The sequence below is a fragment of the Pelagimonas varians genome (genome assembly GCF_003208435.1).
In the GTDB taxonomy this organism is placed as follows: domain Bacteria; phylum Pseudomonadota; class Alphaproteobacteria; order Rhodobacterales; family Rhodobacteraceae; genus Pelagimonas; species Pelagimonas varians.
In genome coordinates this window covers 173,643-193,920 of sequence record NZ_QKMF01000007.1, presented here as the reverse complement: position 1 = coordinate 193,920, position 20,278 = coordinate 173,643, and the positions used below count along the sequence as shown (strand labels likewise).

Genomic DNA, 20,278 nt, shown 5'->3' with positions numbered 1-20,278 from the left:
AAATTTGGTCCGGACACCTATGACATGGTTTTCACCTTGTCGCTAGAACAAGGGGTCCCGCAGAGCAAGGGCGCGGTTGGGCACCGTGCAGCTGGCAGGCAAAGCTTCGCCGATAACAAGCAGTTCGCTGGCTTCAAGTTCCTGCGCGAACCATGCAGCCAAGGCGACGGAATCACCGGGCTGGACTGCGGGTCCTTGGACTGCATCCAAAACGATTTTGGACGGGGCCCAAACACAGATTTGGTCGTTTTTCATTGCCCAATCCAGCTCGGTCCGCGTCGCAACGACTTTGCAGCGCAAATCGCGCGAGGCGAGGTGCCAGCCGTTTTGTTCAATTGCCAGCAAATCAATGCGGCGTTGGGTCATTTTATGCGCGGTTTGCGGGCGATCTGTATCGGGCAGGCCAACGCAGAGGATCACCGGAGCCGTGCGTGCTGCCAATGTATCGATCCAGCTCGATAGGCTTTGATCTGCAATTGCAAGGTTGGACAGATACACAACACGCGGGTGCGGTTGGTCCTGGGCAGCCTCTTCGGTGATCTCAGTTGTTTGGCCGCGGCCATCCGGTTTGGACCGAACGATTTCGACACCCAAAGCCCCCGGTCCGCGATCGATCTTTTCGATGCGGACAAATGTCCGCAATGCTTGCGGTTCCAGTAAAATCCGCTCGGCCACGCGCTCTGCCAGAGTTTCGAGCAGGTTCAGGCGTTCGGCTTCAAGCTCGTAAGCAATGGCTTCGGTGACTCGGTCGTAGGACAAAATGCGATCAACATCATCGTCCAGCGGGCCTTTGAAAGGCACAACTTCAACTACAACATTACACCGGATGCGCTGTGTCGTGCCGCGCTCGGCCTGAAAGGCCCCGATTTCGACTTCAACGATATGATCACGTAGGCTGATACGATCGCGCGGAGTGTCTCCGGCGGTCGCGATTGCGCGCTCGGACGGATGGGAAAAGGCAAGGCGGGTTTCACTGGCCATGTCACGGGGCTCCATTGGCGTCAGACGGTGGCCGTATACGCGCAAGGGCGGGCAATGAAAACCGTCTCAGGCGGCACCCTTGTCCAGATCTGCGACAAATTTAAGGTTTGTAGAACAGATGTACGCCAATCTTGGCTGTTTTGTCGAACTTACGAGACCATTTTGGGCTGACCGAGGTGGTGTGATAATAGGTGGCCCCTTTGGTCAATGGCCGTGATCCGCCATCAAGCATCAGTTTGGCGACTTTGCTGACACGGTCCCAAGCGGCCTTGTTGCCGATATCTTCGGGGCGACCGTCACAGGTATAGCTGAACTGGCAAGCATGTTTGCGGCCTGTCCCCTGATTGATAACCGAGCATACAGAGCCGGGGAAGCGTTTGCTGTCCACTCGGTTCAAGATCACTTCGGCCACCGCAAACTGTCCCTTCACGGTTTCCCCGCGGGCTTCGAAATACAAGGCTTCGGACAGGCATTGCCAGTCTTGTCCACCACTGGCGCGTGGCTGGCTCAGCAGCCAGTTTTTGTCGTAGTGTATTGGGGATCCGCCGCCCGTTGTGACAGAGGCCGGTACAACAGTGACCAGCTTTTTGAGATGACCGGCACCGGCACCAACAAGGGCACGTTGCTCAAGCGACATCAAGCGCTGGGTTTTGATATGAGTGCTGTCCGCCGACGCTGGAAGCGTGGCGAAAATCATGGCGGCCGCAAGGCTGAAGGCTCTGATCATGGGATCAACTCGGTTGTTATTAATGTGCGATTCGACCCAAGATTCCGGGACACGAACTCGCGTTACATACAAAATTCCTTAAATTGCGTAAAGACGGCCACATTTAGCGGTTGCGTTTGGCGCAATCAGCCTATCTTGTCGGCGATCGCTAATTGTGCTGCGGCCAATCTTGCGACGGGCACCCGGAAAGGTGAGCAGCTGACGTAATCCATACCGACGGCGCGGCAAAAGGCAATCGAAGCCGGATTGCCACCGTGTTCGCCGCAGATCGACAATGTCACATCTCGTTGAACCATGCGGGCACGCTCCGCGCCGATGGCCAGTAATTCACCGACGCCCTCGATGTCGAGAACATGAAACGGGTCTTCGGAAAACACGCCTTGTTGCACGTAGTCTGACATGAAACGCCCGGCGTCGTCGCGTGACAAACCATAGGTCATCTGCGTCAAGTCATTTGTACCAAATGATAAAAAATGAGAGTGCGGGACAATGTCACCAGCACGCAGACAGGCGCGCGGCGTTTCCACCATGACCCCGAGGCGATAGGTGAAATCTTTCCCCCGCTCGGCGCGCACAGCGGCAGCCACGGCATCAATACGGCCGCGAACCAGTTCAACCTCACGCTTCGCCGACACCAAAGGCAGCATGATTTCGGGGACAACCGGATCACCTTCTGCCGAGGTATCCAGCGTCGCTTCAAAGATCGCGCGGGCCTGCATGTCATAGATTTCGGGCAAGGTGATTCCCAAGCGCACGCCGCGCAGGCCCAACATCGGATTGTATTCGCCCATGGCCTCAACCCGGCGTGTCACATCGGACACAGGTAGGTTCAACGCTTCGGCCAAATCCCGCACACCGGCGCGATCTGTAGGCAAGAATTCGTGTAATGGCGGATCAAACAGGCGGATAACCACCGGTAGACCTTCCATGATACGGAAAAGTTCCGAAAAATCAGCACGTTGCATTGGGAGTAAAACCGCCAATGCAGCTTGTCGATCTTCGGGCGTGTCGGCGAAAATCATTTCGCGCATGGGCGTGATACGATCCGCTTCGAAAAACATATGTTCAGTGCGGCACAGGCCAATGCCCTGCGCCGCAAAGTTGCGGGCAGTCGCGGCATCAGCAGGCGTGTCGGCGTTAGCGCGAATCGAAATGTCACGTTCATCGTCAGCCCAAGCCATCAGTGTTTGAAAGGCGTCATCCAGCGATGCTTCTACGGTGTCCGGAGCGCCGGCCAGGATTTGACCAAGGGTGCCATCCAAGGTGATTATATCACCTGCGCGGAATTTTTTACCGGATTGGGATGTGATTGTGTTGCGCTGTTGGTCCAGTTTTATCCGGGCCGCACCAACCACACATGGCGTTCCTAATCCGCGGCCGATAACAGCCGCGTGGCTGGTCATGCCGCCGCGTTCGGTCAAAACGCCTGCGGCAGCGTGCATCCCGCGAATATCTTCGGGAGACGTTTCGCGGCGCACCAGAATGCACGGCTCATTGCGGGCGTGGCTGGCCTGCGCTTCAGCTGCGGAAAACACGATTCGACCGGTCGCCGCACCGGGAGAGGCCGCGATGCCGACACCAATGACATCGCGCGGTGCGTCAGGTGCAACTTGTCTGTGCAGCAACTCGGAAATGGCGCGCGGCTCAATCCGCATCACCGCTTCTTGACGCGATATGATGTTGTCTGTAGCCAGCCGCACCGCGATCCGAACCGCTGCACGGGCAGAGCGCTGAACACGTACACCATCCAGAATATGCACTTCGCCGCCGACCAGCGTGAATTCGATCTGCATTTCTGCCCGCAATCTTTTGCGCATCAATTCAGCATGCGCCTTGAGCTTGGCGAAAATCTCTGGCTCTGCCTCTTCCAACGAGGGGCCGCGCGGATCACGCACCAAATACAGGCTTTCGGTGTTTTGGAGTAAGGCTTCGCGGCCTTGGCTTTGGCTGAGGTAGCGGCCCGTGACCTGCGGTTGGCCACTGGTCGAGTTGACCAGTTGCAAAACACCGGACCCGCATTCGCCCTGACCCAAGCCCAATGCCATTTCCTGAACCACAAGCCCGAGACCGGCATCAAGCGGTGCCCCCTTAGCCTGACGTAACAAACGGGCAGAGGTGCCTTCCCATGCGCGGGCCATTGATCGCAAGACTTGGGTCAATTGTTCGGCGGGGGATTGGGGGAAAGGTTCTTCTGCCTCGTCCTCGTAGGTGCGCAAGGCGATCGCCAGACCTTCAGCGCTGCAGTCTTCCAGATCTTCGAACATATCCGGGTCGAGCCGCGCCACGTGAATGGCAAAACTCTGGACAAAGCGTAAGTATAATTCGCCAGCGGCTTCTGGTCCGTGTGTCTTGGACATTTCGGCGTAGCGGTCATCGTTCATACCGATATTCAAGATCGCGCCGGGTCCGCCCCAATCAGGGTCTTCGGAAGAGGGGCGCACGCAAAGCAACGCCCCGTCGGGAAAGGCCGAGACCAGCGCATCCATATCTGGCATGTCACCGCTGGCAATCCGGTGGACCATGTCAAACGACAGCGAAACCGTGCGCGGAACAGGTAGATTGAGCCGCACCAAACGCTGCAAACACTTGGCCCGCCCACCGTGGGTTGGCGTGGCCATCGGTGAGGTTTGAGTGATCAGCGTCACATCAGGGTTGTGGCTATCGGGTTTCTGCACTGCGGCACCTTTGTTTGCCCGCAGCATACGGTTGCAAAACCGTCTGGCAAGCGAGATTAACTATAATGGAAAATCTGCCTCACTTGTAGATCGATCTTGGTCACTGAAACATCAACGATAACCCCTAAAAATTTGCAAAGACCCGCAGGTGGATCTGTCAGCCGTAAGGGAATGAAAAAGGGCGACCTGATATAGCCGCCCTTTGAAACACGATGTCCGTGGCAGGCTATTCCCAGCAGCTGACCAAGACCGTGGTATCCGCAGCAAGGGCTGTCAGATCTTCCGGTGCCATGATGCTTGCGCCGCCGCCGGACTGTGTCCGAACACCCGCGGCGCGCAAGAAGGTCAAGACATCCGCTGTTTTCGCGACAAAGCTGACATCTTCTGGCAGGCGGCGCGTTCCCGCGTCGGACCGATCTTGCATCATACCCAAGACCAAACCTCCACCGTCAAAGACCGGGCCTCCGGCATCACCGGGCAAGGCCGCAAGGCTGAGGCGGGCGATATTGGTCTCTCCGTTGAGGCCCTGCAGGTCTTGGAGCGTGCCAAAGGTCAAGGTCGGTGCGCTCAGACGGCCGCCAAAACTATAGCCTGCAACGGCGACTTCGGATTGAAGGCGCGGTGTGTCTGACCGAAATGCAGCCACGCTGCGCGGTGACAAGGATTGTTCGGGGCGCAAGACGGCAATGCCCAATGCATCGTCTTGAGAGATCACCTTGGCTTCGAACACACCGTCCAAGGTCACGCGTGAGCATCCCGCGACGGTGGCAGCGCTGGTCAGAACAGCGCCGGTGTTGTCAACAAAAAAGCCCGAAGCAATTGCGCGGGGTTTGCGCACTTTGAGACCGGACACAAGATCAACGGCCTGACCATTGTCCGTCACAGCCCTCGGGTCCAACACGCCATCAATACGTTCCCAGCTGTCTTGCATCAGCGCCAAGACGCGGCTGCGGCGTTCTTCGTCGCCAGCGGGCCAAATCAGGGTAAAGCCTTTGATTTCATTGCGGCTCAGCCCGACTTCGGTGTGGCTTACGATGCGGGCGTTTTCGCCGGTGAGCAAAAACCCGTTGCTGTCGCGTTTTCGCGTCCCATCAAGGGGGACAATTTCCAAAGTCTGCATGATTTCATACAGGCCGTTCATGGTTTTGCGGTCACCGGGCTGGCTGATCAGCAAGACCTGAATGTCTGGATCGCCTTTGGCTTTGAACAAGGCAAACGGAGCCTCGTAGCGGTCGAATTCCAGCGCTCCAAGTGGCAATTGCAAAGCGATACCCGTGCGCGGGTCAAAATAGTTGGCCATACCCATGCCATCAAGAATGGCGTTATATTGATCAAACAACGCGGCACGCTGGCGGGTTGTCAAAATACCCGTGGTGTCAAATCCGTTTTGCGCTTGCCAATCGGCCATAGCGCTGCGGGTTCCGCGGCCAAAGGCCCCGTCGATTCCGGATGTATACACACCGGCCCATTTCAACGCTATTTGCAGGTCTTTGCGCTGGTCGCGGGTGAGGGCCGCTTCGCTGGCGCGGGCCTGACGCGGCGTTTCGTCCAGTTCTTCGGGCTCGGGCTCGGGTTCGGGGGCTGGCGCAGGCACGGCTTCGGCCACCTGCGCTGGTGCGGGTTCAGGTAGGGGGGCGGGGACCGGTGCCGAAACATCAGGTTGGGCAATTTCCGGCGCTGCAATTTCTGGAACCGGGCGCGGGTTCAAGGTGTCCAGCACTTGCGCACCGACCGGCCAAAACTGTCGGCCATAGGCGCGGGGCACTTCGATATAGGCATCCGCAGGGATCAACCCGCGGCGCTGCATATCAACCAGCAAGCGTTGCGCTTCGGGACGGCTGTAAGGGCCGATGGCCACACCGTACCATCCGCCGCCAAGCGAGAAGCCATTTACATCGGGCACTTTGGCCGCATAAGCATCAACACCTTGTTGCGCCCCATTCAGAGAGGTGCGTGCCTCGACCTGAATGAACACGCTATCGTCTTGTGCCGTTGCCATCTGAGCCAGCAGCATAAGCGCAACCAGCCCTCCAATCAGTTTTTGAATAATTCGCAAGTTCGACCCCTGGGTCACAATCGTTGTCCTGTTCATTCGAGTATTCTTAGCAGATGCTTGACCGGTTGCACGTCAAAAGTGCCCCACTCACATTGACCCCGGACGCTTGCGCGCCTAATCAGACGGCAACTTAACCTGGGGACATTAGACATGGCCGATACCTTGCCCAAACCCAAAAGCTTTCAGGAAATCATCCTGCGCCTTCAGTCCTATTGGGCGTCCAAAGGCTGTGCGATCTTGCAGCCCTACGATATGGAAGTCGGCGCGGGTACATTCCACCCCGCCACCACGCTGCGCTCGCTTGGCTCCAATCCATGGACAGCGGCCTATGTGCAGCCGTCGCGCCGCCCGACGGATGGCCGCTATGGCGAAAACCCCAACCGGTTGCAGCACTACTATCAGTATCAGGTTATCATCAAACCCAGCCCGCCCGATTTGCAGGCACTGTATTTAGGGTCGTTACAGGCCATCGGCATCGATATGGCGATGCACGACGTGCGCTTTGTCGAAGATGACTGGGAAAGCCCGACACTGGGCGCTTGGGGTCTTGGTTGGGAAGTCTGGTGTGACGGAATGGAAGTGTCGCAGTTCACCTATTTCCAGCAGGTAGGGGGCCATGATTGTGCGCCAGTCTCTGGCGAACTGACATACGGGCTGGAACGTCTGGCGATCTACATCCTTGGTGTCGATCACGTGATGGACATGCCGTTCAACGATCCGCAGTCTCCGTCGCCGCTGACCTACGGGGATGTCTTCAAGCAGACCGAACAGGAATACTCGCGTTGGAACTTTGACGTTGCCAATACCGACACCCTGCTGCGCCATTTCGAAGAGGCCGAGGCTGAATGCGCCAATATCCTTGCGCAAGAACATGACGACCCGAAAACCGGCAAGCGTATCATCATGGTCCATCCGGCCTATGACCAAGCGATCAAGGCCAGCCACATCTTTAACCTGCTTGACGCACGTGGTGTGATTTCGGTCACCGAACGCCAAGCCTATATTGGCCGTGTCCGGACGCTGACCAAAATGTGCGCGGATGCCTTTGTGCTGACCGATGCCGGAGGATATGCGGCGTGACGGCGGGCAAGCTTATTGCGGGGGCGATCGTTGTGATAGCGTTGGTTTTTGGTGGCTTTGTTTATTACATGCAGGTCTACCATTACTACGAAGAGGTGAAGGTCAGCGGCAGCAATGACGTTGAATTGACCGTCATGGCGTCCGGCGCAGTTGAGCCGATCCTGTATGAAGATTTCAAAGCCATTGACGCCGAAAGCTCTCCCATCCGGTTTCGCGGCTGTTTCTCAACTTCGATGTCCATTCCTATGTTGACCGAAACCTATGAGCCCTATGAGGGCGCATCACCCCGCAATGCCCCCGATTGGTTTGATTGTTTCGATGCCGAGATGATTGGCGCTGAAATTGATGCAGGCACGGCCTTTGTTTTCACAGGGCAGCGCAATTTTGAATGGGGGATCGACCGCGTGGTTGCGATCACAGACAGCGGCCGCGGCTATGTCTGGCACGAAATCAACGACTGCGGTGACAAAGCCTATGATGGCTCGCCCTTGGGCAAAGATTGCCCTCCCCGAGAAGTTACCCCAGACGTTACCCCAGACGTTACCTCAGACGGAGACTACTGATGGCCGACCTATTGATCGAACTGTTTTCCGAGGAAATCCCCGCCCGTATGCAAGGCAAAGCGGCGGCGGACCTTCAAAAGCTGGTCACCGACGGTTTGGTCGAGGCCGGTCTGACCTATGCGGGGGCACGCGCCTTTTCGACGCCGCGCCGTTTGACGCTGGCGCTGGATGGGTTGTTGACGGAATCGCCGACCTTGCGCGAAGAACGCCGCGGCCCCAAAGTCGGCGCACCTGAAAAGGCGCTTGAGGGATTCATGCGCGGGGCAGGGGTCACACGTGACCAGCTTGAAGAACGCACCGAGAAGAAAGGCGCGTTCTACTACGCCACGGTGGAAACCAAGGGCCGTCCGGCCGCCGAAATCACAGCGGAAGTGCTGGAAAAAACCATACGCAACTTCCCGTGGCCGAAATCCATGCGTTGGGGATCCGGTTCTTTGCGCTGGGTCCGGCCTTTGCACCGCATTATTTGCATCCTGAGCGACGAAGCGGGTGCGGAAGTGGTGCCGTTGGACATCGACGGGATCAAAGCGGGCAAAACCACCGAAGGGCACCGTTTTATGGGCGGCGCACCCTTCGATGTGGCCTCCTTTGACGATTACGACACCCAGCTAAAGCGCGCTCATGTTGTGCTTTCGGGGGAGGAACGTGCGGATGCGATCTGGCACGATGCCACCAACGCTGCTTTTGCGCTGGGCCTTGAGGTTGTCGAAGACAAAGGCCTGCTGCGCGAAGTTGCCGGTTTGGTCGAATGGCCTGTCGTTTTGATGGGCGATATCGATGATGATTTCCTTGGTCTGCCGCCCGAGGTGCTGCAAACCTCGATGAAGGAACATCAAAAGTTCTTTTCGGTACGCAACCCCAAGACTAGCCGGATCGAAAAATTCGTCACCGTGGCGAATATCGAAACCAAAGATCAGGGCGCCACCATCCTTGCGGGCAACCAAAAGGTTCTGGCAGCGCGTCTGTCGGATGCCAAGTTCTTTTGGGAAAACGATCTGCGGGTGGCACAGCGCGAAGGCCTGTCCGCATGGACAGACCGTTTGTCAAACGTGACCTTCCACCGCGAACTTGGCAGCCAAGCCGAACGTATTGACCGCATTGCCAAACTCGCCCGTGCGTTGGCTCCGGCTGTTGGGGCCGATCCCGATCTGGCCGAACAGGCCGCTCGTGTTGCCAAGGCGGATCTGTCTTCGGAAATGGTCTATGAATTTCCGGAACTGCAGGGACTTATGGGCCGGTATTACGCCGAAGCGGCTGGCCTCGACGCCTCTGTCGCGGCGGCTTGCCAAGATCACTATTCGCCGCTTGGGCCATCCGATGATGTGCCCTCGGCCCCGGTGTCTGTTGCTGTGGCGCTGGCCGACAAGCTGGACACGCTCACCGGATTTTGGGCCATCGACGAAAAGCCGACCGGATCAAAAGACCCCTATGCGCTACGCCGCGCCGCGCTGGGCGTGATCCGTCTGGTTCTAACCAATGGCGCACGTTTGCATCTGGACCGTTTCGTTGATGCGCAGCTGGTGCGCCACGAACGGTTCATCCAAAATGGTGCCGACGCTGGGGATCTGGAAGCATTGGATTCGCTGATTGATGAAATCGCGGATCACGGTGTGTTCGGGGCTTCTTTGCGGACTGTTTTAGATCTCGTCAAAGGCGAAGGTGCAGAAGCCGAAGAAGGGTCTGTCTTGCGCACCGTCGGCGATAAGGTTCCGGATCTATCGACGGATCTTCTGGCCTTTTTCCATGACCGCCTCAAAGTGCATCTGCGCGACGAAGGCATTCGCCACGACGTGATTGATGCCTGCCTTGCGATGGAAGGCGGCGATGATTTGCGTCTGCTCGTCACCCGCGCCGAAGCCTTGGCGGCCTTTTTGAAAACCGATGATGGTGTGAACCTTGTCCAAGGATTCAAACGCGCCAACAACATCCTGTCCCAAGCCGAAGAAAAGGACGGGGTGGAATATTCCTATGGTGCGGATGTGAAATTCGCCGAGGACGACAGCGAAAAGGCCCTGTTTGCTGCGCTGGATGCGTCTGATGCCAAAATCACCCCTGCGATGAAGTCCGAAGATTACGCTGCCGCGATGGAAGCCATGGCCGGTCTGCGCGCCCCGATTGATGCGTTTTTCGAAGCGGTTCAGGTGAATTCGGACAACTCGATTGTACGCCGAAACCGTTTGAATCTGCTGTCGCGTATTCGGACCACCTGCTTGCAAGTCGCGGATTTGACCAAGCTTGAAGGCTGATTCCACAGGGATGATATTGTAAAAAAGGGCGAGAGAAAATCTCGCCCTTTTGCGTTCCGACATCTGTCACAACTCCAGATGTGTTTACCCCCGCAGCGCGTGATGAAGCAAGATTGGCACGGCCAAGTCTTCTTCGTCCGTCAAATGCCGGTGCAAAAACCCGCCGACCTGCGTGATGATGCCATGCAAATCACCGGCTTCTGTTGCCATTTGCGCAGGCTCCAGCGCCGCAAGTTGCACGACACGATTGCCTTTGATGGTAAGGCGGTCCAGCAAGACATCGAGTTCTTGATGGTCCGTCTCCAGCATTTCTAATCCACGCGCAAAGCGGGGATCAGCCGCTTCAAGTTCGGGAAAGAATGCGCGGTCCTCCCATCCATGATGGCCATGCAAGTTTCCGACCAGTAGATTGCCAAACCGTGCCAGCCGAGCTGCATAGGCTGTGTCTTCCAGCGATTGGCCCAGAAAGCTTTCTGTGTCTTCGCGCACCAGTGTTGCAAGGTCGCGAAACATTTGATGTGCGCCCATCCAGTTCTGGATCGAGCGCGCGAAATTCGGATGGTCCTTCCAGCCATCGCGTGGAAGGGTCCGGAGCAGCGCTTGCATTTCGTTCGGCAATCCGCTGCGTGCCTTGATGTCATATTGGGTCATGCCCTGAGAGGTGGGGGTGCGTTACATTATAACAATCATTGATCGCCGCACAGGTTCGGGGCGCTTCCGCACGCTTTACCGGCGCAGCAGGGCGATCAGGGATCGCCATTGTCCCAAAGCCAACCCGCCCAGGATCATCACCAAAGCCACAAAGAACTGCCACGGCAGGTCTTCATTCAGCAGCCAAGCACCGTAGATCATCGCCCAGATCGGCACTTGGTAATTCACCAAGGTCATAAAGACCGAACCGGCGCTTTGGATCACTTGGATCCGCAAAAGGGTCATCGCGGCAGTTTGGACCAGCCCAAGGGTCAAGATCGCCAAGCCGGGGCGCATACCTGCCCAGTTTGGCACACCTTCAAGCCACAACATGATCGGGATCAGCGCGACGGCCCCAACGGCCAGTGTCAGCGCAGACATGCCAAGCGCATCAATTGGCGGGCAGCGCCGCACCAAAATAGACGACAAAGCGTAACAAAAGGCGGCGGCGATACAGGCCAATTGCCCCAAAGGCGCGTTCGAGTTGCCAATGTTGGCCAGATCAGGACCAATCAGCACCAATGCACCGCCAAAACCCAATGCTACACCGGCAGCGCGGCGGGCAATCATCTTTTCGTCAGACGCGAAATGAGCCAGCACCAGAACCATCAAAGGAATGGTCGCCATCGACAAACCGCCAAAGACCGACGGCACATGCTGCATTCCCCAAGACAACAGCAAGAACGGCACCGCGGTAGACAAAAGCCCGATGACGATCAGCATGGGCCACAGGCCCGGTGCCGGTTTGGGCATGGCGCAGCCCGTCATTGGCATGGCGATCAACAAAACAGCTGCGGCCAAGACTGTGCGCGCGGTGGCAACCGTGACAGGGCCATAGCCCTCAAGCCCGATCGACATCAGCATAAACGATGCCCCCCAAACCAACCCAAGGACAAAGATAGACAGCCAGTCGCGGGTGCTTGCAGTCTCGGACATCATCATTCCTTTTGGGGAAGGGGAATAGCAAAGGGGCACCCTGTCGGATGCCCCCTGATAACACAACATGTGTTGTTTGGATCGTGAAACGCGTGCTTAGTTGCGCTCTTTGTCGACCATTTTACCGGCAGAGATCCAAGGCATCATGCCGCGCAGTTTGGCACCGGTTTCTTCGATCATGTGCTCGTCGTTATGACGGCGCGCTGCTTTGATTGTTGGCTGACCAACAGCATTTTCCAGCATGAAGTCACGTACGAATTTGCCGTCCTGAATATCGGTCAGAACGTCTTTCATGCGGGCTTTGGTTTCGTCGTAATTCAGGATACGTGGGCCGGTGACATACTGGCCGTATTCTGCAGTGTTGGAGATCGAGTAGTCCATGTTGGCGATGCCGCCTTCATAGATCAGGTCAACTATCAGCTTCACTTCGTGCAGGCACTCGAAATAGGCCATTTCTGGTGCGTAACCCGCTTCAACCAGAGTTTCAAAGCCACAACGGATCAGTTCAACCAGACCGCCACACAGAACCGCTTGTTCGCCGAACAGGTCGGTTTCGCATTCTTCGCGGAAGTTGGTTTCGATCACGCCTGAGCGGCCGCCACCGATGGCAGAGCAATAGGACAGGCCGATTTCCAGCGCTTTGCCGGTTGCATCGCGGTCAACAGCCACAAGACAAGGCACGCCGCCGCCTTTGGTGTATTCGCCGCGCACGGTGTGACCCGGGCCTTTGGGGGCCATCATGATGACGTCGATGCCTTCTTTGGGCTCGATCAGGCCAAAGTGTACGTTCAGACCGTGGGCAAATGCGATGGCTGCGCCTTCACGGATGTTGTCGTGCACGTATTTTTTGTAGGTTTCGGCCTGCAGTTCGTCGGGCATTGTGAACATGATCACGTCGGCCCAAGCAGCGGCTTCTGCGATACCCATGGTCTTCAGGCCTTCGCCTTCGGCTTTAGCGATCGAAGGCGAGCTTTCGCGCAGTGCAACAACGAGGTTCTTCGCGCCGGAATCGCGCAGGTTCAGCGCATGAGCGTGACCCTGAGAGCCGTAGCCCAGAATGGCGACTTTTTTGTCTTTGATGATGTTAACGTCGCAATCACGGTCATAATAAACGCGCATGATGATATTCCTTCTTAAGGCAGTGTGCCTGCGTATGGGTCTTCGATTGAGGGCACTATACGGGATTCGCATCGGTGAAAACGGCATAACGCATAGAAAAACGCACTATAGCGGAGTTTTCATTCGTCATCTTGACGGTTAGGGTGGTTTTCATGCTAGATGACACGGATCGGCGCATACTGCGCTATTATCAATCAGACCCTGAAGCCCCCGCATCGCAATTGGCTGATGCTGCAGGCGTGACCCCGACAACCTTGTCGCGCCGGTTGGACCGGCTACGCGATACCGGTGTTCTAAAGGGCGTGCGCAACGTCATCAACTGGCCGGCTTTGGGGTATGAGGTCGAAGTGTCACTGCGCGTCACGCTGGACAAAACCCAGCCACGGGCTTTTGATGAGTTCATCCCCGCAGCGCGACTGGTTCCCGAGGTCATTGAAATCCAGACCTTCCTTGGGCAGGTTGATGTGCGTCTGTCAGTCATTGCCCGCGATATGGGCCATTACCAACAGCTTTACCGTGAACAACTGCTGGTCTTGCCGCATATCAACGACATCGAAGCCCTAATGCAGGTCGCCCGTGTCAAAGGCCAAGAAACGTTGCCAATATAAGGGGGCGCTATGATTGATCTCGATGACACGGACCGCGCCCTGATCCGCGCTTTGGCCAAAGACGCGACCCGCAATGCGGGGGCTTTGGGGCGGGATCTGGGCCTGTCACAACCGGCCTGCTGGCGGCGGATCAAGAGGCTGAAAGAAGCAGGGGTGTTTCGCGGTACCCGCCTTGAGGTCGATGCCGCTGCTTTGGGGTTTGGGGTGACTGTGTTTTTGGGGGTCAAATTGGCCACCAAAGGCCGCGTCAGCCTTGAGGATTTTGAACGGGCTGTGACCGCGATCCCCGAAGTGCAGACGGTGGAACATGTTCTGGGCCTGTATGACTACCGCTTGCGTGTGGTTGCCCGTGACATTTCCGATTTCGAACGTGTGCTGCGGCGGCGGGTTATGACCTTGCCGGGCTTGGGGAATGTCGAGGCAAATGTGCTTTTGTCTGAAGAACGGCGGCCCGGACCAATCTGAGCCTCTTTGATCCCCCTTTGATCCCGTGCCAAGCTGCGCTAGGCATGATTCCAACGCAATAGGAGATCATCATGGCGCTGCTTGATAACGTAGACCCGAACGGGCTCGAAGAATTCTCGGTCGTGTTTACCGACCGCTCTCTTAACCATATGTCGGCGGCGTTCCAGCAGGTGATGCGCGATATCTCGGGTATGCTTAAGGATGTGTACAAGGCGGATGCCGTCGTTTTGGTTCCGGGTGGCGGCACCTTCGGGATGGAGGCTGTGGCCCGTCAATTCGGTCACAATGCCAATGTTCTGGTGGTCCGCAACGGTTGGTTTTCCTTCCGCTGGAGCCAGATTTTTGACGCAGGCGGCTTTGCAGACACCACCGAAGTGATGAAGGCACGGCGAAGCGGTAATAGTGTCGACGCGCCTTTTGCTCCCGCGCCGATTGAAGAGGTCGAAGCCAAGATTGCCGAGTTGAAGCCGGATCTGGTGTTTGCACCGCATGTCGAAACCTCGTCGGGCATGATTTTGCCGGAGGAGTACATCACCCGAATGGCCGCCGCTGCGCATGACGTTGGCGCCCTGATGGTGCTTGATTGCATTGCATCGGGGTGCGCTTGGGTCGACATGGCCTCAACCGGTGTCGATGTGTTGATTTCAGCCCCGCAAAAGGGCTGGTCATCAACACCTTGCGCTGGATTGGTGATGATGTCTGACCGTGCCGTGGCGCGGATGGCCGAAACCACATCGGATAGTTTCGCCGTTGATCTGAAGAAATGGCACAGCATCATGGCGGCCTATGAGGGCGGCGGTCATGCCTATCACGCTACCATGCCGACCGAAGGTTTGGCGATGTTCCGCGATGCGATGATTGAAACCCGCGACCACGGTTTTGACAAACTGCGCGAGGCACAATTCGAGTTGGGTAACAAAGTGCGCGCGGTTTTGGCGGACAAGGGCATTCGGTCTGTGGCGGCAGAGGGTTTTGGTGCGCCGGGGGTTGTTGTCAGCTATACCAGCGACCCCGAGGTTCAATCTGGCCGGGCGTTTGCAGCGCGGGGCATGCAGATTGCGGCCGGTGTGCCCTTGCAATGCGACGAGGGAGAGGGATTTTCGACCTTCCGTCTGGGATTGTTCGGGCTTGATAAATTGTATGATGTTGATGGAACTGTGGCGCGGTTGCGCGGGGTTCTTGACGAGGTCTTGTAACCTTCGGGTGGGGAGGGGGCGCTGCCCCCGCCCGCCAAGGCGGGCCCCCCGGGATTTTTTGGGACAGAAGAAACGGGGGTCAGCCTTTGGCGCCGAGCCCCAGTTGCATCAGGGTTTTTCGCAGCGGTTTGACGCTGTAGAGAGCGCTCAGGGCAGCAGCACGGGTGTCGCGCAGCAGCGGATTTGACAGCATCGAGGTTTTGTTGAGGACTGTGATCCCGGCAACGCGCGCGCGGATGTCTGCAATGCGGGCTTTGTGATAGGCGTCGAGCATGTTTGCATCGCCAAGCCTGTCTGGATTGGTGGTCGCCAGATCGAGTAGAACGGTCATATCCTTGAGGCTCATGTTCAGACCCTGCGCGCCGATGGGCGGTACTACATGGGCGGCTTCGGCGACCAAGGCGAGTCGTTGACCGGTCAAACGGTCTGCTTCTTGGGCGATAATGGGCCATATGGTGCGTTGTGAAGCGATCTTGAGCGGCCCGAACAGATGGCAAGACCGTTCCGACATGGCTTGTTCCAGTTCGGTGTCTGGCAGGGCAAAGAGCGCTTCGGCTTTCGGGCCTTCTTCCATCCAGACCAGAGCGGAGGAGGGGCGCCCGTCTAGATCCGGAAGCGGCACCAAAGTGAAAGGGCCGCCTGTGCGGTGGATTTCAGTGGAGACATTGTCATGCGGGATCGGGTGGGTGACTGCAAAGGCCAGCGCTTTTTGGCCAAAACTGGTGGTTTTGACATCAATCCCGGCTGCCTTGCGCATTGGTGAATTGCGGCCGTCGGCTGCAATCACCAAACGGCACCGGACTTTGCTTCCATCACTGAGGCCGACGCGGGCCTCGGCTTCGCGGGTGAAGAGGGATGTTGTGGCTGTTCCGGGGCGAAAATCCACCGTGGATTGAGCGTGTAGCTGATTTGAAATCTCGCGGCGCAGCAGCCAATTGGGAAGGTTCCATCCAAAAGGCAGGTCCGAGATGTCCGCAGCGTCAAAGTCCTTGGTCACCCGCGGTTCCGGCAATTCACCGCCGGTATCGACAATGCGCATGGTTTGCAAGGGCATGGCATACGGCGACAGAACGTCCCAAAGCCCGATATCTTGGAGAAAGCGCTGCGCTGGTTGCAAAAAAGCCGTGGTTCGCAGATCAGCGCCTATCGCCTCTCGATCAACGACAGGGGGCGCGGGATCAACGCAAAGTACGTCGAACCCAGCTTGTCCAAATGCGGATGCAGCAGTTAACCCAGCAATGCCGCCGCCTGAAATGACAATATCGTAATCCATGGCCTGTCTCCTTGGCCTATATCTAGGGCGTTTGGAGAGCAGGTTCCATGCGGCGAAGCTGTCTTTTTTAGATCAGCCGCCGACTGTAATGATCAGCAAAACGATAAAGACGACCGGAACCAAGACCAGTGCAGTCATGGCCAAACCCGCAAGGCCAAAGACCAAAGTGTTGACTGCCAGCAGCCCCAACAAAGCCGCAGCAATCAAATAGGCCCATTTTTCGTACGAAGGGGTGTTTGTTGTCGAGGTCATTTCGCAATCTCCTGAAGATGTTGGGCTGTCATAGATGAAAATGCTGCGGTGCGGCATTGGCAAAAGGTCGCAATTTGAGGAAAGCAGACACGGTTAGGTCAATTTGGTCAAGAAGGCATTCAGGTTGTCGGTGTGATGATGAATGTAGTCAGCGGGATCGGGGGTTGGTGCGACATGCACAGTACGCAACCCCATCGCATGGGGCGCGGCCAGATTGCGAGGATCGTCTTCGAACATTGCTGCATTGCGCGGATCCAGCCCATCAATCCTGAACACTTTTTCAAAGGCTTGCTGTTCGGGTTTTGGGACATAGCCTGCGTGTTCGATCCCGTAAATGGCATCAAACAAACCGTCCAATCCACGCGCTTTGAGCACCTGTTTCGCATAAGGGGCGCTGCCATTGGTGTAGACAATGCACCGACCGGGCAGGGTATCAATCAGCGCGGCTAACTCCGGGTCAGCATCCAAGACATCAAAATCGATATCATGCACTTCGTGCAGATATTGCTCCGGCTCAATGTTATGTTCGCGCATCAGCCCGGCCAGTGTGGTCCCGTGCAGCCGCCAGTATTCACGACGTAGATAATCCGCATGGTCGGACGAAACCCCGAGCGTTCGCATCACGTAGGCGGTCATTTTCACTTCGATTTGTGGAAACAATGGTTGGCTGGGCGGATACAGCGTGTTGTCGAGGTCAAACACCCAGGTCCGGATATGATCAAAATGTTGCTTTGGCATGCACCAGCCATATGACAGGAAATGCGCTCTGGCAATGCAGTGCGCTTGTAACTTGGGGGCTGGCGCGGCTAACGTGGCGCGACACTATTAGGAGAAACCGCATGAGCCAAGCCAAAGCCAACAAAGATGCCTACACTTTGATACTCGAGGCGATTGATGGCGGGCTGTATCGGCCGGGTGATCGGTTGGTAGAAAGCGAGCTTGCAGAGCGGTTTGGAGTGTCGCGCACCCCGATCCGAGAGGCGTTGCAACGTCTTGAAACGCAGTCTCTTTTGGCGCGCGACGGGCGGTCTTTGATTGTCGCGTCTTTGGATCACAATCAAATGGCTGAACTCTATGCCGTGCGCACCGAACTGGAAGGCTTGGCGGCGCGTTTGGCTGCGCGCCATGCCACAGAAGAAGAGGTGCAAGTGCTGCGCGATATGGTCGAAGAGGATGAGGTCTTGATCAAGGATCCGACGGCTTTGGCACGTGCAAACCGCCGGTTTCACAAGATGATCCATTTGGCGTCGCACAACCGGTTTTTGGTTCAGCAGCTGGATTTGGTGCATCGGTCGATGGCCTTGATGGCGACTACGTCTTTGGCTGCAGAAGGGAGGGGCGAGGTCGCGATGTCCGAACATGCCGCCATTGTTGAAGCCATTGCCCGGCGCGATGAGGATGCAGCCTATATGGCGCTCAAGGATCACATTTCGGTTGCGTTTGTCACGCGGTTGAAACTGGATGCCAACCAGCGCTTGGACTAACCTCTAGTTGTGTGACAGATCGGCATCGGGCGAATCCGGCCGCGAGTGTCCGTGTTCGGTTTTGTCCCAATAAAATGGTTTGGTCAGGGTTTCCCAAACCGCTTTGTAGGCTGCCACTGTGGCCAAGGGGAAATAGGCGAACAGGGTGGGAACCCAAGGGATCAACGATCGGTGTGGGCTGCGCGACAGCGCGGCAAACCCTATGAAGACTGTAATCGCCTCAGCGGATAGGAACACGGCCGTCAAACTGCGTGCCAATGGCCCTTCGATGATGCCGGACAGGGGGTGCGGCAATCCCAAAAGGAGTAACCAAAACGACCACAAAATTGGTGCGAACGTGAACTGAATCAAGGTTGTCAAAAACAGCAGTTGAACCCCAAAGAATTTTTTTGGCCCCAAATCGCGCCACAATTGTATGGGCTTACGGCTGTGAACCCACCATGTGATCCCATAACCCTTGAGCCAGCGCGACCTTTGGCGCACCCATGGCCAGAACCGGTTGTTTGCCTCTTCGCGGGTCACCGTCTGGATCAGTTCCGTGCGATACCCATGGCGGGCCAGACGGATGCCCAAATCAGCGTCTTCGGTCACATTATGCGCATCCCAACCGCAGACGTGCTCCAGAACTGAACGCCGGAAAAACACCGTGGTGCCGCCCAAGGGGACGGCAAAGCGCATGCGGGCCAAACCCGGCAACAAAATGCGGAACCAGCTGGCATATTCAACGCTAAAACACCGCGACAGCCAGTTGGCGCGCGGATTGTAAAAATCCAGTATCCCCTGAAGGCAGCCCACATCCGGTGGAGCGCTGGCAAAGTGGTCAACAACTTTGTCGATCTGGTCAGGGGCCGGGGCATCTTCTGCATCGTAGATCCCGACGATATCACCTCGGGTGAAGCCGAAGGCATAGTTCAAAGCCCTTGGTTTGGTTGTAACTTCGCCGGTGGGAACCCGGATGGTCCGGATCCATGGCGGAAGGGTGGTTCGGGCAAGTGTTGCCAAGGTTGTCGTATCTTCGGCTTCCAACACCAAAACAACATCAAGCAGCGTTTTGGGGTAGGTCAGTCGCGAAAGCCGCGCCACCAATGTCTGGGCGATTTCTTGTTCTTTGTATAAAGGCACGAGAATGGAAACGCTTGGTGGGTTTGGCGGTAATTTCGGCACTCCGGCAGGCGGCTGTTTGGGAAGCGCCAGAAAAGCAGCAACCTTCAGGCCTTGGGCCATAATCAATGATCCCAAGGCCAGTGCCAGCGCCAGCGAAAAGAAAATAGTTGGTGAAAGATAGAGGAGCGTCAGGCACAAAAGTGCTGCTGCAATAGACAGATTTCGGGCGCTTTTTGTACTCTCGCTGAGATCGCGGCAGCTGGCTTGGGCAGGAACCCAGCTTTCGGCGTGGCGCACCAAAGAATCTCCCTGTCTCAAGGCGATTTCCGCATGAATATCGCCTTCAAGCGTGACTGCCATCATCACCGGGCCCAAGCCGGGGGGCAATTCTTTGAGAAGATCGGCAAATCGGTCGGGCCGGGAAGTGGCCAGGACCAAGGTTTCGCCAATGCGCATCCAAGGATAGACGCCTTTTTCCAGACAAAAACTGGCTGGTAGGCTATTGGCCAGTTTGGCCACCGGAGGGTTCACAGATCGCCGCAAGGCCAAGGCCCCATAGTGCTGGGCCTGCGCATCAAGAACTTCTTCGCGGCTGAGTATGGCTTCGGCTGTTAAGACATTCTCGATAGGCTGCGCCAGGCGGTGGGATTCGCCCAAAGCCTTTACCATCTCCGATGGGGCAACCTTGCCAGATTCAGACAGAATATGGCTAATTGGTTGGCCGCGCTTGCTGCCACCCTGCAAAAGCAGGGTTTCGGCTATATCCAGCGGGTGCGTACTCATAATCCTACCGTTCGTTACGGATAGATTAAAGTCACATGGC

The 20,278-nt window shown here is 56.8% G+C and carries 18 protein-coding genes; 7 read left to right on the top strand and 11 right to left on the bottom strand.

The genetic code is table 11. The annotated features are described in order from the left end of the window. Nucleotides 1-42 precede the first annotated feature (42 nt). The 4 genes from C8N36_RS11795 to C8N36_RS11780 form a co-directional block, all read right to left on the bottom strand. Nucleotides 43-981: a dihydroneopterin aldolase gene (locus C8N36_RS11795; protein WP_097804686.1), complete on the bottom strand. Its 939-nt coding sequence runs from the start codon at nucleotides 979-981 to the stop codon at nucleotides 43-45. Between the two features lie 100 nt (nucleotides 982-1,081). After that, a complete protein-coding gene (locus C8N36_RS11790; RefSeq protein WP_097804507.1) occupies nucleotides 1,082-1,708 on the bottom strand; it encodes a cell wall hydrolase in 627 nt (208 codons plus the stop codon). A gap of 125 nt (nucleotides 1,709-1,833) precedes the next feature. Then, on the bottom strand, nucleotides 1,834-4,410 hold the full coding sequence (locus tag C8N36_RS11785; RefSeq protein ID WP_097804508.1) for a putative PEP-binding protein: 2,577 nt from the start codon (nucleotides 4,408-4,410) through the stop codon (nucleotides 1,834-1,836). Nucleotides 4,411-4,609: 199 nt separating this feature from the next. Beyond that, complete coding sequence (locus C8N36_RS11780; RefSeq protein ID WP_097804509.1) at nucleotides 4,610-6,475, bottom strand: serine protease; 1,866 nt, start codon at nucleotides 6,473-6,475, stop codon at nucleotides 4,610-4,612. Between the two features lie 114 nt (nucleotides 6,476-6,589). Here C8N36_RS11780 and C8N36_RS11775 point away from each other — a divergent pair, with 114 nt between their 5' ends. From C8N36_RS11775 to glyS, 3 genes are read left to right on the top strand one after another with little or no spacing between them, the layout of a single operon-like run. Beyond that, nucleotides 6,590-7,519, top strand: coding sequence for a glycine--tRNA ligase subunit alpha (locus C8N36_RS11775; RefSeq protein WP_097804510.1), 930 nt, complete (start codon nucleotides 6,590-6,592; stop codon nucleotides 7,517-7,519). Then, entirely contained in the window at nucleotides 7,516-8,082 is a 567-nt protein-coding gene (locus C8N36_RS11770; protein ID WP_097804511.1) for a DUF6446 family protein, read from the top strand. Before C8N36_RS11775 ends, C8N36_RS11770 begins: the two co-directional genes overlap by 4 nt. Further along, nucleotides 8,082-10,328 (top strand): glycine--tRNA ligase subunit beta, encoded by a 2,247-nt coding sequence (gene glyS, locus C8N36_RS11765; protein ID WP_097804512.1) that lies wholly within the window; start codon nucleotides 8,082-8,084, stop codon nucleotides 10,326-10,328. Before C8N36_RS11770 ends, glyS begins: the two co-directional genes overlap by 1 nt. 84 nt (nucleotides 10,329-10,412) lie before the next feature. On the opposite strand, the gene C8N36_RS11760 is transcribed toward glyS, so the two are convergent. From C8N36_RS11760 to ilvC, 3 genes are all read right to left on the bottom strand, one after another. After that, nucleotides 10,413-10,979, bottom strand: coding sequence for a hemerythrin domain-containing protein (locus C8N36_RS11760; protein WP_097804513.1), 567 nt, complete (start codon nucleotides 10,977-10,979; stop codon nucleotides 10,413-10,415). A gap of 75 nt (nucleotides 10,980-11,054) precedes the next feature. Next, complete coding sequence (locus C8N36_RS11755) at nucleotides 11,055-11,954, bottom strand: DMT family transporter (RefSeq protein WP_097804687.1); 900 nt, start codon at nucleotides 11,952-11,954, stop codon at nucleotides 11,055-11,057. A 96-nt stretch (nucleotides 11,955-12,050) separates the two neighbouring features. Further along, complete coding sequence (ilvC, locus tag C8N36_RS11750) at nucleotides 12,051-13,073, bottom strand: ketol-acid reductoisomerase (RefSeq protein ID WP_097804514.1); 1,023 nt, start codon at nucleotides 13,071-13,073, stop codon at nucleotides 12,051-12,053. A 152-nt stretch (nucleotides 13,074-13,225) separates the two neighbouring features. Between ilvC and C8N36_RS11745 the strand changes: the two genes are divergently transcribed. The 3 genes from C8N36_RS11745 to C8N36_RS11735 all read left to right on the top strand — a co-directional run bounded on the left by C8N36_RS11745 (nucleotide 13,226) and on the right by C8N36_RS11735 (nucleotide 15,342). Next, nucleotides 13,226-13,681 carry an Lrp/AsnC family transcriptional regulator gene (locus C8N36_RS11745; protein WP_097804515.1) on the top strand — a complete coding sequence of 152 codons (456 nt, stop codon included), beginning with the start codon at nucleotides 13,226-13,228 and terminating at the stop codon, nucleotides 13,679-13,681. Between the two features lie 9 nt (nucleotides 13,682-13,690). Then, on the top strand, nucleotides 13,691-14,146 hold the full coding sequence (locus tag C8N36_RS11740; protein ID WP_097804516.1) for an Lrp/AsnC family transcriptional regulator: 456 nt from the start codon (nucleotides 13,691-13,693) through the stop codon (nucleotides 14,144-14,146). A gap of 68 nt (nucleotides 14,147-14,214) precedes the next feature. Further along, a complete protein-coding gene (locus C8N36_RS11735) occupies nucleotides 14,215-15,342 on the top strand; it encodes an aminotransferase class V-fold PLP-dependent enzyme (RefSeq protein ID WP_097804517.1) in 1,128 nt (375 codons plus the stop codon). Between the two features lie 79 nt (nucleotides 15,343-15,421). Here C8N36_RS11735 and C8N36_RS11730 read toward each other — a convergent pair whose 3' ends face one another. From C8N36_RS11730 to C8N36_RS11720, 3 genes are all read right to left on the bottom strand, one after another. Then, the gene (locus C8N36_RS11730) at nucleotides 15,422-16,615 is read right to left on the bottom strand and encodes a UbiH/UbiF family hydroxylase (protein WP_097804518.1); all 1,194 of its coding nucleotides are present in this window, start codon (nucleotides 16,613-16,615) and stop codon (nucleotides 15,422-15,424) included. Between the two features lie 72 nt (nucleotides 16,616-16,687). After that, nucleotides 16,688-16,867: a hypothetical protein gene (locus C8N36_RS11725; RefSeq protein ID WP_141468035.1), complete on the bottom strand. Its 180-nt coding sequence runs from the start codon at nucleotides 16,865-16,867 to the stop codon at nucleotides 16,688-16,690. 93 nt (nucleotides 16,868-16,960) lie between these two features. Continuing rightward, a complete protein-coding gene (locus C8N36_RS11720) occupies nucleotides 16,961-17,605 on the bottom strand; it encodes a pyrimidine 5'-nucleotidase (protein WP_097804520.1) in 645 nt (214 codons plus the stop codon). A gap of 101 nt (nucleotides 17,606-17,706) precedes the next feature. Here C8N36_RS11720 and C8N36_RS11715 point away from each other — a divergent pair, with 101 nt between their 5' ends. After that, nucleotides 17,707-18,351, top strand: a complete 645-nt coding sequence (locus C8N36_RS11715) for a GntR family transcriptional regulator (RefSeq protein WP_097804521.1) — start codon at nucleotides 17,707-17,709, stop codon at nucleotides 18,349-18,351. 3 nt (nucleotides 18,352-18,354) lie between these two features. On the opposite strand, the gene C8N36_RS11710 is transcribed toward C8N36_RS11715, so the two are convergent. Continuing rightward, a complete protein-coding gene (locus C8N36_RS11710) occupies nucleotides 18,355-20,238 on the bottom strand; it encodes a glycosyltransferase (protein WP_097804522.1) in 1,884 nt (627 codons plus the stop codon). Nucleotides 20,239-20,278: the final 40 nt, after the last annotated feature.